Below are 14,133 nucleotides of genomic sequence, written 5' to 3'. Positions count from 1 at the left end.
CGTTTTTTGGTGGAAAAATAAGCCGATAAAAATCGGCTTATTTTTCGCAGTTAATTTCCCGATGCTAAACAGGACAAGGATTGATTTATCAGTTATAAGTTTTATCGATTGACGTGAGGTGCATACCGCCCACACCACCTTCGCGCGAGAAAAGTATTTTCACTTCTGTTTGGACATGGCCTGACGGCAAACTAAATGTTGTTGTAGTCGCCGCATTCACAGCAGCAGCAGATTTGTAGAGAATTGTGCCGTCACTACCCACAAACACAATAGATTCAGGGCCGCTACCAGCACTTGAGTTGCGATGTACAAGAGTCAAAGTCACCGCTCTGCCAGCATCAACAGGCACACCAATAAAGGCTCTCATTTCTGCAGCCACTTCACCCACTGCAGTTACAGGGTTACCAGAAGCCCAGCCTGAACCATTGAAGTTCCATTCGGGTGCCGTTCCACGATGCCGCAGGACTGTTGTAGCCTCTGCAACGTTATGGAAGAAAGACAGTCCATTTATACTGTGTGCAGTTGCCTGACGCTTAACCGGGTTATTACCTGAGTCTACGGCGTTGACCAAAATGCTGATGTAAGCATCATCCTCAAAACTCGCCCAGTTAAAGTTTGCGTCTGCACCACCAACCGGTGCGCTACTGCTGCTTGAACTAGCGGGAATGGAACTGCTTGCTGGCGCCGAAGAGCTCTCCGCTTCCGAGCTACTGGAAGAAGACGAGCTTGTTACAGGTGTCGAAGAGCTGGCGGCTTCTGAGCTTGATGGTGCTGAACTGCTCGCTGGAGTGGAAGAACTGGTTGCAGCTGAACTGGAAGATCCAGCAGTATCTTTTACGGGAGTTGTACCCAGATCAACTACTTTAAAGCTACTCAGTACAACACCCACTTCTCCACTTGCACCATCGGTATTCAACAAGAAAAACGAATTGGCTGTACCACGATGATTTGAGTCAACAAAATCCACACACTGCTCAGTATTAAGTGGAATATCTGTAATGGTTTGGTTGATCAAGCGGCTTGCTGTACCGTGAATGGAATTACCTGAAGTAGTAGACGTGTTATCAACATATACGCGGAACAACCCAGCAGTATGCTTTTCAACAACTGTGTAACAAATTTGATAGTTGTTGGTTAAATCAAACGTACCGCCGACAGGTGCAACATTTGCTGTGGTTGCTGTGTAGGTATAAGAGCCGTCTTCTTGTTTAACACCAGCAAGACCGATACTGAAGCGCGCGTTAGCAACACGCAGTCCATTTTCAGTCATCATCATGCGGCTCTCACCAGCCATCGCCAATGCAACTGCCTGGTCGTTGTCCAAACTAATGGTTTGCACCGCGGGAGTTGCAGCAAAAGCTGTGCTGGTTGCCGAATCAAAGAATTGTTCGCGAGTTACCGCAAAATTCGCTTGATACACATCGAACGCTGAAGGAGTTACTACTTGAGCTGCAGAATAAGGACTGCTACCAATCGCATTTACTGCTTTTAAAAACACATAGTAAGGAGTGTTGTTAACCAAATTTTTCAAGCGGAAGTTGGTATTGGTAATACCATCTGTCACGGTGGCAGTGGTCGTTTCATTTTGGGTGTTCACCGCCAATGAATAACTTTCTGCACCATCAGTTGCAGCCCAAGTCACCAATGCACGCTGATTATCGCCATAAACTGTTAAACCAGTTGGTGTTTGGGGTGCCGTTGCAGGCATTTCCGGTATTCCCACTGCACTGGGACCAAACGCACTTTCTCCACCAGCATTTATGGCTTTTACAAATACATAGTAGCTAGTGCCATTTTCTAAACCAGTAATGAGGGTGCTAGTACCAGTAATTCCTGCCAACAAGGTAGCACCTTCCAGTGAGTCAACGGTGTTGTAGGCAACTGTGTAGCTGGTTGCACGGGCTGGTGCTAACCAATTAACACGCAACTGATTACTACCTACTTCAAAAGTCGGTGCAACCGGTACATCTGGTGGTGGTGCAACATTCCAACCGGGCACACGCTCACCTGCGGTACAGGTACTGGCTGCTGGTTCTGTAGAAACATCAGCTTGGTAACCAACCCACATCTCACTCATAGTGACGACAGCCGCGCTAGGCACACGCAATTGAATAAACGATGTAGTTGTACCAGGGTTTTGCAGTACCGAGTCGATGCTTGCTCCACCAACCAGTACATCGCCAGGGAAGTTAATTTCAACACGCTTGCCAGCGGCAAAGTTAGTCACGTTAAGTTGTTTCGCCAAACTTTTGGAACCGTGAATCGAGAAGCTGGCATTCGATTGGTTGTTATCCACATACACCATAAATTGCTGGTTACTATCTGAACCAGGCAGCGCTTCGAATTCCTGTACACAGAAAGAAATTTTCCAGGGATTAGTTAAATCCAGCTCACCCCAGGTAGTAGTGGTGGGGAAGTTAGCAGCTGTACCATCGGTAGTGGTACCAGTTTTGTAATCAGCAGGCAAAGCTTCTGGATTGATATGGGTACCGGTAGTTTGTAGGCGTTGGCCCAGGGAAAAACGCGCATTACCAAAGGTCAATTTGCCCGGGACGCTGACAATACGGCCGGAATCCAACCCCGAGGTTGAGTAGTAAAATGCAGGGTTCAAGTCTTCTGTGTCAGGGTTTAACAAACTTTTATAGCCCTGCGTAAAAAATTGCGTGGCATTAGCAGCGGCAAAGGTTTCGGTAATCGGCAGAATGTTATTGATTGGTGGTGCAACTGAAGCAGCTGACGATGAAGTAGATGATGGAATTACCACCTGATTACAGTTAGTAACATTCAATTCGCTACACAAGTCGGTCTTGGCTGGGCTACCTGAGCCGCCACCACAAGCTACGAGGGCTGAGCCCAAGAGGGTTGTGCTGATTAAGCTGAGTTTTTTCATTTTTTATTACCTGTCTTTTTAACGTTTTGCGGTTAAACCCGCTCCGAAAATGGTGTGTCTCAAAATGCCACCGAGGCGGCACACTGATTACATAAATTTGTAATTGAGACCCACTTGGAACGAGCGACCGTAAACCTCAGAGTGATACATCATTTTTCCGCCTGAATATTCGTTACCGGTGTAATAAGTAGTCATGTACTCATCGGTGATATTCATCGCGTCGAAATAGACTTTCAGCTCATCCGTAATTTGGTAGGTAGCCTTAAAGTCCATGCTGAAGGTATCGCCAAGATACTGGTCAGCCCAAACTTTACAGGTGGTGCCAGAATTGCTCGGAGTAGAGATCAAGCGACCTTCGGAACCTGTTGGACAAGAACCGATACGCTTGAGGATTTCACTGGTGTAGTTACCAATCAGACGCACTGAGGTGCCGTCTCTTTCCCAACCTACGGTCAGGTTGCCAGTCGTATCGGCTTGATCAGGCAATTGAATTTCGCCTACACGAATAGAGTCACCCGCTTCCGCGGTACTGTTCATAAAGGTGGCGTTACTTTGGAAGAAAAACCCCGAGTCAAAGTTATAGACGTAGGTCAATTCAATACCGTATACCTCAGCCTTATCACCATTGGTGGTCCAGTTGACGTTATTCATGACCAGATCTTCAGGGATGATAAAGCCCGTCACACCCTCAACTGGCAAATCCATTGGCAGTTCATTCAGCGCAATTTGTGAACCTTGAACCTCAACAATGAAGTCGGTGATGTCCTTGTAGAACACCGCTGCTTGTAAGAATTGGTTGGAGTCGGCGTACCAGCCGATGGACGCATCCAGGTTTACAGAGTTCATCGGCTGCAGATTGGGGTTACCTAATTCCATGGCGCTGTCCGGGCCAAGCGTATAACTTGCCAGGTCTTCTGCGGTCAGGTTGGGTGAATCAGGGGTTGCGCTACAAACACCCGTCACTGGATTACACAATTGGAAATCGCTAGCGATAGTGGCGAAGGCGCGCGCTTGATCGAACGATGGACGAGTGAAGCTGGTCCAAATCGACGAGCGGATCAACACATCTTCGCGCGGCTCAAAGCGATAATGAATACTGGGGTATAAGTCGTCGTACTTATTCGCTTCTGCTTGGAGCGGAATTGAGTAGTCAAAGCTGACGGTATTACCTGAACCAATATCAAAGGCATCGTTGTTAATCGCGAAGTAACCAGTTGAACTGAATTCGGTTTGCTCCCAACGTACACCGGTGATCAAGGATTGATTCTCGCTCAGGCGGAACTCACCCATTACGTAAGCTGCGGCAGTATCTTCAGTGAGGGTGTAATCACGGAACACACTTTCCAAACCTTGTTGGGTACCTTGATTGGCGATGGCACGCACACTGGAAATTAACTGCTCGGCACCTGCTTTGGTAATCGCTGGATAAACGAAATCCGGTTGGCCAGGCATGGCGTATTCATGATCAGTCAGATTACTTTGAATATCGTAACGGCATTGCGCAACATCAGGCGCACCAGCACACTCAGGGCTGAAATCTTTTGGTACCAGACTCCAACGATCCTGATTGCGATCTCTTACACGGTTTTTAATGTTGAAACCGACTTTCCAGTAGCTTAGCCAACCGTCATCAAATTCACGCTTAAGGTCTACTTTAATCGCTTCCAACTCATCGGCACGTGAAGAGTTTTCCAAAAACAGGTTGTCGAATTCAAAACCGGCAAGGCTGACACCTTGAGCGCTGTAACCAGAAACTTGATCGCTAATAAAACCGGCACCTGTATAGGTAGTTCCCATGAGCGCTGCCAAATCATTGGGATTAATCGCCTGTGCCACAATCGACTCTTTGCCTGCACGCGCAATCAAGGGTACATCGCGCTCACGGAACTGCACCCGTTGGCCATCCGGTTTTTCATAGGTACTTTCTGACCAAGAATATTCGTAATCCAGTTTGTATTGGCCGTTGCTCATATCAAAATTATTTTTTCCACCCAGCGCGTAGGAGGTCGTCTTGGACGTACCATCCTGGATAAACATCTGCTGCTGGATATCGGCATCGACAACACCAAAGGTATTGGTTGCACGATCGATGTAAGCGATGTCATCCGCACCCGCTTGACCAAAACGATAGTATTCACGCCAGGCCACATCCATATCGGTGTATTCGGTATAGGAACCACGGGCGTAGTATTCAGAGTTTTCAGTTGGGCGATAACCAAAATCCAACGACAGCGCTGTACGCTCACGGTCAGCTACTTCCTGACGATTTTGGAATTCAAACGGGATCAGCATATAGCTGTCGAGATTTTCAACATCAGGTACAGACGTCAGCGTATCTTCTTGCACGTAACGTGGATCAGTAGTCTCGTGATGCAGCATTTCGTAGGTAACGGTTTTACGCTCTTCCCAAGAAGCAGAATAACCAATACCGATGGTGTCATCGGCAAACAAATTAGTGCCTTGCAGAGAAATCTTGGGCGAGTGCTCTTCACGATAATCCTGATAATAATCCTGAATATTCAAACGCAATGAGTCTTTCTTGCGATCAAAGGCGCTCACGGTTTTTACGTTAACCACACCACCAATCGAGTTCAAATCCATATCCGGGGTGAGTGATTTAAATACTTCAATCGAGCTCAGCAAATCAGCGGGAATCGCATCCAACGCAAAAGAACGGTCATCTGAACCAGCGGTTGCCAACTCGGCACCGTTTTGTTGAACCGTCACAAAGCCTGGGCCAAGACCGCGCACAGAAACGAACTTTCCTTCACCTTCAGACTTCTGCAACGTAATACCAGGCAAGCGCTGTAAAGATTCCGCCACGTTTTGGTCGGCGAAGTTACCCGCATCATCCTGCGAAATAACCGAGCTGAAAATATTTTTAGCACGCTCTTCTTCGCGGGCATTTAACTCAGCAGCACGCACACCGGTAACTTCAACCTCCTCAACAACATCGTTAGAAGATGATTCATTGGTTTGTGCATACAACTGGCCACTCGCGACCAACGCAATACACAGTGGTAATAAACGTTTCTTATGCATAGTCTTCCCCTCTTTTACAGCTTGAAAAAATTGTTAAATAATTTTTAACAGAGGGCTGTTACTGGTGTGCGTATTAAACAGGCGCAACAAAACAGCCCTGAAGAGCGGCACAAAGAAGGACGAGGGAAAATACAGCGCAAAGGTATACTCGGGGCTTAGCAATGATGCTAGCCAAGGCGAACCAACCTTTGAAGGTTGAAATGTAGTTGATGCTGTTTTCATTTATCTCGTGGCTTTTTTGCAAGCTCTGGAATTCAGAATGCTTAGGAGCCACCACCAAAATCAGTGGTGATTTTGGTATTAACCGAGATAGAAATTACATTGCCAGATTTTAGTTTTATAGTGCCAGGCGAATGGCGGGAGCATTGCTCCATGGTGCTCTAGGGCACTCTGATTATTAATTTTCTTTGCCGAGGGATTGAGTAATACGACCGGGACAACTCTTATTATTTTGCAAATCGAGACATCGATCACAGGTGATGGATACTACACCTATCATTTAAAAATTGACTAGCTCGATACCCGATTCTGGTGAAAATAGTGCAATATTTCAACAGAAAACGAAAAATGCGCCATTTTTTGATATAAAAGTGTTTCGATTGGAAACATTTTTGTCAGCTAAATCTACTATTTGTTCAGTTACTGGCGCTCCAGCTGCCGACAGAAGCGCTCATCACACACTGCTGGACACCTATTTCGGCCACCGAATCTCCGCCCGCGCGCCGCTCAGGGTCTGGGGGTCAACAAATACCGCGCCACCGTGATGCCACTGCATAATGCGTTTTACTATGGCAAGACCCAGGCCAAAACCGCCAGTGGCGGTATTGCTGGTGCTTTCGCCATAAAGGCGTACAAAGGATTCAAAAACTTTGTCGCGTTGTTCGGCAGCAATTCCGGGGCCGTCATCTTCTACCGCAACACAATAGTGAATAGCAGTTTGTGTCAGCTCCACGCGAATGGTGTGAGTGGCGTAGCGCGCGGCATTGTTGATCAGGTTTTGCAGCACGGTTTCCATCAGCTTCCACTCGCAGCTAAATTCCTGGCCTTGGGTTTTGTCGATAATTTCCAACTGCAACTGCCGCTCATTGTGGCGATGAAAACGCGCGCCGATCTCAGCGAGCATATCCATCATATGTCCCGGTGTTTGCTGCAGTTGTTGGGTTTTTTGTTCAAAGCCGGCATACATTAACAGCGCGCTAATCAGTGCCTCCATTTCCGCCACATCCTGCTCCACACTGCGCAATTGACGGCGATTTTTTTCATCGAGCTGTTGTTCATCGAGTAATGCCAAAGCAAATTTCATCCGCGCCAGCGGCGTGCGCAATTCGTGGGATACAGCGTTGGTCATTTCGCGGTGCGAAGCAATTAATTCGCGCAACCGCTGCGCCATGTGATTAAACGCTTGCGCCAGAGGGTAGAGGGTAGAGGCAGGGGAAATTTTTAGGGTGTCGGGCACACCGTCTTTGCCCAGAGTGCGGGTTTGTAATTCCAGTTTTTTACTATCGCGCGAGAGTGGCCACACCCAAATATAAATCACCAGCGCAATCGCGAGATAAAACAAAATTAGCAACAGCCGATACAAAGGCGCGCCGCTTTCATCGCCTAAGGGCAACATCAACATCATCACTTGATCAGTTTGCGCAAGGCGTTGATACCAAATGATATGACTGTCACTGCGACTCGCCAGAATTTCACCGGCGTGCAATTGCTGCAGCGCGGCCGATTGCGCCACATCGTCCAGCGATAATAACTCCAGATCCACCGCGAGGTGCGCGGCAATTTGCTGCGCGCGCTGTGCATAGCCATCATTTGGCTGTGGTTGTTGGCTTAATAAATCCTGCTCGATCAATTGCAGCAGCGCCACGATTTCCGCTGTCGGTTGCTGCTCGGGCGCGAGGTTTTCCCAAAATTGATTGAGCCCCCAGCCAATTAATACTACCGAGGCGACAATAAAAAAATACAGGGAAATAAAGGCGCGGTTCATCAGAATTTATTGCCAGGCATCAGCAATAAATAAATAGCCCTTACCCCAAATGGTTTTGATGCGCGTCGGGTTATCGGGATTATCATTTAATTTTTTGCGCAATTGGGAGATGCGTACATCGATAGTGCGATCAAGGCCATCGTACTCGCGGTTGTATATATGGTTAAACAAAAATTCGCGACTGAGAATTTGCCCCGCTTGCGCGGCGAGCGCGAGCAGTAAATCGTATTCATGACTGGATAACACCACTTCCTGCCCTGCCAATAATACTTTACGTGCGGTGGGCTGAATGCACAATTCACCAAAGTTTAAGGCTTCCTGTTCACGCGGATCATTTTGGTAATAGCGGCGCAGCAGTGCGCGAATTCGGGCAAGCAATACACGTGGCTCCGCCGGTTTAATCACATAATCGTCGGCGCCATATTCCAAACCCAATACTTGATCCACATCGGAATCGCGCGCGGTGAGCATTAAAATCGGGCCTTTGAATTGCGGGCGCAATTCTTTGCACAGGGTCAGTCCATCTTTACCGGGCAACATCAAGTCCAATACGATCAAAGCGGGATTCAAGTTTTGCGCTTGACGCAATACCCGATTGCCGTTTTCCTCAATTGCAACCTGAAAATCATTGCTCTCTAGAAAATCTTTTACCAGCTGCGCCAGACGGCGGTCATCTTCAACCAATAAAATTAAATTGTTGTGCGACATGGAGCCAGACCCGGAAGATAGAAATAGATTAATCGAAATACTGTTATCAACGAAAATTTTTACCGGCTAGTTACCTTTCAAACAAGCAAGCAATTTTTGTTTTGCCATCTGACCGGAATGCCACTCAACCTGTTCGATAATGTCGCCATTATACTCCAGCCGAAAATTGATTTTTTCTTCCATCGTTTCCAACGCCGCCTCGATGGTGGGTACCGCAAATACAATCAGGGGTTTTTCATCGCCCACTAAATCCTCCTGACCAAGATCCCAATGGAATGCTTTTACTTTTGCGGGTTGGTCAGCATTTTGATAGAGCGTGAGTTCGATAGTGCCGGGTTTTTCCGGTATGGGAAATTTGCCACCGCCATTAGCGGTATCGGCAAGATTGGAGAAGGCCAGTAGCGCGCCTTTGTAAGAACCACCGGGGCCCATTAACGCCACTATGTTGCCCTGTTTATTAAATAACGCCGTGCAATACTCGCCTTTTTTTGCCTTGGAACTGGCCTGAAAAAATTCCCAACTGCCCTGCTCCCACGCTTTGTACTCCGCGCTCTCCAAGGCATTTTTTACATTGCCATCGATGGCTTCTTTAACATTAATTTCTTTTTTGCTGGTGTCCATAATACCGCCCAGGACATCAAAATTGCTGTCTGCAGCCGCTGTTTTTTCTTTATGGTCAGCTACGCAATTGGTTCCTTGTGCCACCATACCACCCGGACAATTGGCACTGGCGTGGGTAGTAATTAACAGCGTGAAAAAACTGGCACCAAGAATACTGATTACATATTTCATTTTATCTCCTATTAATCTGGAACTTCTGCAAAACCGCTACAGGTAAAACTGCTATCACCACTGGCCCACACCCGGACATCCGCAACCCGCCACACAGAACTTTGGTCAGGGATAAAAATAAACTGAAAATTGCAGCGCGAATAAATGCCCTCTTCCCACGCAGCGCCAGACTTCATGTCCATCACTACTGATTTATTATTGAATTCATTGGCGTAGTCCAAAAAGCGCATATTGCCCGCTTCATTGACTATGGGGTTGCCCATTTTTGTGACGACTTCTGTTTCTGTTTTACCAAGCCAGACTTGAATTAAATGCACCTCAAATCGATTCAACTTCCGTTTACCCTGAATTTTTGCAGCCTCTTCCTTAAAATCAAACTCGGCTTGCATGGTGTTGATGCTTGCCTCCAGGTCCTGTTTCATCGTTTGCGCTGCCGACTGAATAGTGTTTTCTATTTCCGCCATTTTTTTCTGATATTCAGCCCACTCTTTTTTGGTGGGATAACTGGACCATCTGCCGGTTGGATCAGGGCGTTTTTTTGGCCACCAGGCTACTTGCCAGGCAAAATCCAAAAATTCTGACGCTGTTACATAACTCACTAAATAAAAATCGGCGGGCAATCCAATTTTTTGAATCTCTTTGTTGAATTTCTCTAATTCAAATTGCTCGGTTTTTTTGTTTAGTGCGGCTTTGACTGCCGTGTGCATAACATCATCATTACAGGCGATTTTTGCGGCCTTTAATAACATTGGCGAATTGACTTGTTTCCAGTCACTCGTCGGTACTGCCTGGCTTTTTAAATCAGACCGACGCAGCATGTAACTATTCTCGGCCATGCGCATATTCACCGGATCACTAAAACCCGGCTGCTTGGGAATATTTTTCTCATCGAAGGAAAATTTATTGACGCACTCAAACTGCAAACGCATTACCACGTATTCCGGTTTGGCAGCATTTTCATACACAGCGGTCACATCCAACTCTTTTACACTGAGCGGGCCGAAAATCATATTCATTGGTGTCCTATCTGACACCACCCTGAAATCTGCAAAATACATTTCGCGATCACCCATTTCACCTTGCATATGAAACAAAGCGGTTTGGGCCAAAACCGGAGTTGCCAACAGGAATAGACAGGCAATCGCTTTGTGAGCTAATGCTTGAAACATATTGAACACCCTATATAAGTCCATGGGTTGCGGGGGGGAACAGAACTAAAAAAAGCTCCAGGGGTTGCGCCGCGCCCGGCGGTATTTTTTGTCATTGTAGACCACTTGAAAACGCTGATCGCTCACCGCTGTTCCCGTGTCTATTTCGCGCAATTCAAAATCGGTGCTTGCACTGGCGGTTAATTCAAATTGATATTCACCTTGCGTGGCCTCTTGCCAACAGCGCAGCGGTTCGGTTTTATCCGACTGATACAAACACAGGGAACGCACCGCAGCGGATTGCCATTTAACTTCCAGCTCGTCGCGGCACACTTCTTCGCCGGCATTCAATACACACAAACGCGGTTTGATGGAAAACTGGATCAGCGGTAATGCGGATGAACCCGCGCCGGATAAATCGCTGGCGAGCGCCGTGCTTCCCAGCAGCTGCGCTGCAAAGAATAAACCGGATGCAACCGAGGTTGCGGTCAAGCGGTTCAGCACCGGGCCATCAGAAATGGTATACCCCTCCAACGAAAACCGTGATCACTTTATTATCGTTAATTAATGGGCTCGCTGAAATCTCGTCGGGTAAAAAACGGTAACTGGCGAGCACACGCAAATCCCAGCGCGCGCTTAACTCGTAATTCCAATCCAAACGCAGCAGCGGCGAGAGCGCCGCGTCCGTAATATAAGCACCGCGCTCATCGGCCTCAGCATCACTTACGCCGTAGTAATAATTCACTACCTCGCGGCTCTGCCAATTAGCGCCCACCGACGCCAGCCACTGGTGTTTGCCATAACGCCACTGTTTGGCAAGGGCGATACGCAGTTCCTCGCCCGAATGAATTTGGGTGAAGTCGGTTAAATACTGGATCTGTAGATCAACCAAAGAACTGGACCAACTATATTCAATACCGGCAAGGCCAGCCATGTGGCGATCGCGCAAATCGCGCTCGCGCAATGGCATAAATTCCGGCGCAACCAATTCGCGGTCGCCGCCATCACCCTCGGTCACTACCGGGTTCTTGCCGCCGCCAGTATCTTTTCCCGCAGTCGCCAGCGTACTGCCTTCAATAAAAAAATTGCTCGGACTCCAGCGATGAAAAAAGACCTGATCGTAACTGGGAGTGGCGAGCAGGTTCAGCTGTTGGGTTTCACTCTGCCAAAGGATCATACCCAAATCCAGGTTTTGGATAAAAAAGCGCTCACCCTGATAATTAATCTGCGGGACTATAAACAGCGGAATATCGTCACTATCGGCCAGTGGATTGGTGCGCACTCCAACACCCAAACCAACACTCACTTCCCATTTACCTACCTCCACACAATCGCCCTGCCCCTGCTCACAGGCAAACGCAGTCGCCGCCAAACAAGGCGCAACCAAAGCGGGCAAGAAAGTGGTGAACAGTTGGCGGATCAGGGTCATAAGATTGCACAAAAGAAGAGAGGGATAGCTTATTTATAAACCAGCGCGCGGTATAGGGTTGTAAGGAATTGTAGCTGTTATCCGGCGACAAAAAAAATCCCCTCGCTGTTACACTTTTTTACCAGTCGCTACATATCCACCACAGACGCTGCCACAAGCGCTGCACACAATAGTTCCATAGAAGATAACCTTAAAAGGAGCGACCCTATGCAACTCACTGGCTATATTCCCGCCGTCATTTTATTACTAAGTACCGGTTTACTCAGCGCCTGTGGGAGCGACATAAAACTACCACCGGTAGACCCCAATTCAAAAGCCTTGAGCATCGACTTTAACGATACCAATACCGATTGGAAATCGGGTTTTGCGGATTACCCTTTGGGTCAGGAAACGTTTTATGAGCTTGATGCAGGCTCTACCACCCTGCCCGCCAGTTTGGCGACAAACCGCAAGGGTTATAAGTTGAGTGGCAATAATCACAGTGATGATTTATTTATGTTCATCACCAAAAAATTCGAAGGGCTTGAGCCTAATACTCGCTATGAATTTCAATTCAAAGTCCGTTTTGGCACCAACGCGCAAAAAAATTGCATGGGTGTGGGCGGTGCGCCGGGTGAAAGTGTGTGGATAAAGGCAGGTGCGAGTAAAACCGAACCACTGGCCGTAAATAACGGTGCTGGTGATTTGTTAATGAATATCGACAAAGGCAACCAAGCCGTGGGTGGCAGCGATGCCATAGTGCTGGGAGATTTTGCCAACAGCCGCGAGTGTGGTGACAGCAACACCGACTATATGCGCAAAACCTTGCGCAGCGAACCAGGCGCCTTTTCCGGTGTAACCGCAGAGGATGGCAGCGTTTGGATTTTACTCGGCACCGATTCAGGCTTTGAGTCAACCACGACCATTTATTTTATGACCCTGGATGTGATTGCTACCAAGCGCTAAGTGGTAATAGGGTTTCATAAAAAATCCCGATCAGAAAATCTGCTCGGGATTTTTTATGGATATTGATCTATGAACAGAGTTAGCGATGTTTGATCTTATCGCCTTCTTTTAAGCCTTCCAGAATTTCAATGTTAATACCGTCGGAGATGCCGGTTTTAACTTCGCGTTTCTCAAATTTTTGCGGGCCGGTTTCGATTTCAACAAATTGGGCTTTCTCTTCCACAATTAAATTGCCTTCGTTGATTGCCAATATGCCTTCTTTTTTCTCCAATACAATATCGGCATTCGCACTGTAGTTGGAGCGCAGGAATAATTTTTCACTCAGTTTTACGGCGGCGCGGATTTGGAATTTAATCGTGCCCTGGTCGGTTACACCCTTGGGTGAAATATATTCCAATACGGCGGTGAAGGGTTCGCCTTCAAGCGCACCGACATCCAGAACCAACTCCATGCCTTCGCGGATTTTGCCCACTTCAGATTCATCCACCATGCCTTCAAAAATCATGTCGTTCATGTCAGCAAGAGTGGCAATAGTAGTACCCGCACCGAAGGAGCTGGTCTCTACAATAAATGCACCTTCTTTAAAGGGCAGATCCAGAATCATACCGGTGACGGTAGCGGGAATCATGTTGGAAACCTTATCGGATTTTTTAGTGGCACCGGATTTCATCAGCAGCAAATTATTTTCCGCGGCGGTCACTGCCTCACGCTGCAAATCATAGTTCAACATGAATTTGTTAAATTCAGAGGTAGAAATTAATTTATCCGCAAATAGTTTTTTCTGCCGTTGAAATTCGTCAGTAGCATTTTGTAAATTGATTTTTGCTGTTTCTAATTGCGATTCAGCTTGGTTCAACATCACCATATTGGGTGCCAGAGTAATTTTGGCAATGATATCGCCTTTGTTTACATTCTGACCGGCAACCACATACAACTTTTCTACGACACCGGAAACCTGGGATTTAATTTCCACTTCGCGCCGCGGAATCACCTTACCCACTGCCACCGTCTTTTTCACAATCGTGGTTTTAAATACTTCGTCCGATTGATAAACCACAGGTTTTTCCTGGGATTTGTTGTAGAGGAATACTGCAGTGCCAATAAACACTACCGCGATTAAACCTAATACGGCAAACCAGATAAACTTTTTCATGACGTCCTTCTTGCGATTGCTAAAAAATGGTGGATGTAAAAT

10 protein-coding genes are annotated in these 14,133 nt (G+C 47.2%); 1 reads left to right on the top strand and 9 read right to left on the bottom strand.

Annotated features, from left to right (window positions below):
* Positions 1 to 88 precede the first annotated feature (88 nt).
* From O59_RS02435 to O59_RS02400, 8 genes are all read right to left on the bottom strand, one after another.
* Complete coding sequence (locus O59_RS02435) at positions 89 to 2,890, bottom strand: fibronectin type III domain-containing protein (RefSeq protein ID WP_007639154.1); 2,802 nt, start codon at positions 2,888 to 2,890, stop codon at positions 89 to 91.
* A gap of 87 nt (positions 2,891 to 2,977) precedes the next feature.
* Entirely contained in the window at positions 2,978 to 5,932 is a 2,955-nt protein-coding gene (locus tag O59_RS02430) for a TonB-dependent receptor (protein ID WP_007639153.1), read from the bottom strand.
* Between the two features lie 691 nt (positions 5,933 to 6,623).
* Positions 6,624 to 7,916 carry an ATP-binding protein gene (locus O59_RS02425; RefSeq protein WP_007639151.1) on the bottom strand — a complete coding sequence of 431 codons (1,293 nt, stop codon included), beginning with the start codon at positions 7,914 to 7,916 and terminating at the stop codon, positions 6,624 to 6,626.
* Positions 7,917 to 7,922: 6 nt separating this feature from the next.
* Positions 7,923 to 8,624 (bottom strand): winged helix-turn-helix domain-containing protein, encoded by a 702-nt coding sequence (locus O59_RS02420; RefSeq protein ID WP_007639146.1) that lies wholly within the window; start codon positions 8,622 to 8,624, stop codon positions 7,923 to 7,925.
* A gap of 66 nt (positions 8,625 to 8,690) precedes the next feature.
* Positions 8,691 to 9,416 (bottom strand): hypothetical protein, encoded by a 726-nt coding sequence (locus O59_RS02415; protein ID WP_007639144.1) that lies wholly within the window; start codon positions 9,414 to 9,416, stop codon positions 8,691 to 8,693.
* An 11-nt stretch (positions 9,417 to 9,427) separates the two neighbouring features.
* Complete coding sequence (locus O59_RS02410) at positions 9,428 to 10,585, bottom strand: hypothetical protein (protein WP_040391061.1); 1,158 nt, start codon at positions 10,583 to 10,585, stop codon at positions 9,428 to 9,430.
* Between the two features lie 45 nt (positions 10,586 to 10,630).
* Complete coding sequence (locus tag O59_RS02405; protein ID WP_225318519.1) at positions 10,631 to 11,056, bottom strand: DUF3019 domain-containing protein; 426 nt, start codon at positions 11,054 to 11,056, stop codon at positions 10,631 to 10,633.
* Positions 11,057 to 11,075: 19 nt separating this feature from the next.
* A complete protein-coding gene (locus tag O59_RS02400) occupies positions 11,076 to 11,993 on the bottom strand; it encodes a MipA/OmpV family protein (protein ID WP_007639141.1) in 918 nt (305 codons plus the stop codon).
* A 207-nt stretch (positions 11,994 to 12,200) separates the two neighbouring features.
* Here O59_RS02400 and O59_RS02395 point away from each other — a divergent pair, with 207 nt between their 5' ends.
* Positions 12,201 to 12,938, top strand: a complete 738-nt coding sequence (locus O59_RS02395) for a hypothetical protein (RefSeq protein ID WP_007639140.1) — start codon at positions 12,201 to 12,203, stop codon at positions 12,936 to 12,938.
* Between the two features lie 79 nt (positions 12,939 to 13,017).
* Here O59_RS02395 and O59_RS02390 read toward each other — a convergent pair whose 3' ends face one another.
* Positions 13,018 to 14,091, bottom strand: coding sequence for an efflux RND transporter periplasmic adaptor subunit (locus O59_RS02390; RefSeq protein WP_007639139.1), 1,074 nt, complete (start codon positions 14,089 to 14,091; stop codon positions 13,018 to 13,020).
* Positions 14,092 to 14,133 lie beyond the last annotated feature (42 nt).

This window comes from Cellvibrio sp. BR (genome assembly GCF_000263355.1).
In the GTDB taxonomy this organism is placed as follows: domain Bacteria; phylum Pseudomonadota; class Gammaproteobacteria; order Pseudomonadales; family Cellvibrionaceae; genus Cellvibrio.
This window is presented reverse-complemented; position numbering and strand designations above follow the sequence as displayed.

Bases quoted from the DNA above. Each gene is read 5' to 3' on its own strand.
- O59_RS02435 (WP_007639154.1), bottom strand. From the start codon at position 2,890: ATGAAAAAACTCAGCTTAATCAGCACAACCCTCTTGGGCTCAGCCCTC.
- O59_RS02430 (WP_007639153.1), bottom strand. From the start codon at position 5,932: ATGCATAAGAAACGTTTATTACCACTGTGTATTGCGTTGGTCGCGAGT.
- O59_RS02425 (WP_007639151.1), bottom strand. From the start codon at position 7,916: ATGAACCGCGCCTTTATTTCCCTGTATTTTTTTATTGTCGCCTCGGTA.
- O59_RS02420 (WP_007639146.1), bottom strand. From the start codon at position 8,624: ATGTCGCACAACAATTTAATTTTATTGGTTGAAGATGACCGCCGTCTG.
- O59_RS02415 (WP_007639144.1), bottom strand. From the start codon at position 9,416: ATGAAATATGTAATCAGTATTCTTGGTGCCAGTTTTTTCACGCTGTTA.
- O59_RS02410 (WP_040391061.1), bottom strand. From the start codon at position 10,585: ATGTTTCAAGCATTAGCTCACAAAGCGATTGCCTGTCTATTCCTGTTG.
- O59_RS02400 (WP_007639141.1), bottom strand. From the start codon at position 11,993: ATGACCCTGATCCGCCAACTGTTCACCACTTTCTTGCCCGCTTTGGTT.
- O59_RS02395 (WP_007639140.1), top strand. From the start codon at position 12,201: ATGCAACTCACTGGCTATATTCCCGCCGTCATTTTATTACTAAGTACC.
- O59_RS02390 (WP_007639139.1), bottom strand. From the start codon at position 14,091: ATGAAAAAGTTTATCTGGTTTGCCGTATTAGGTTTAATCGCGGTAGTG.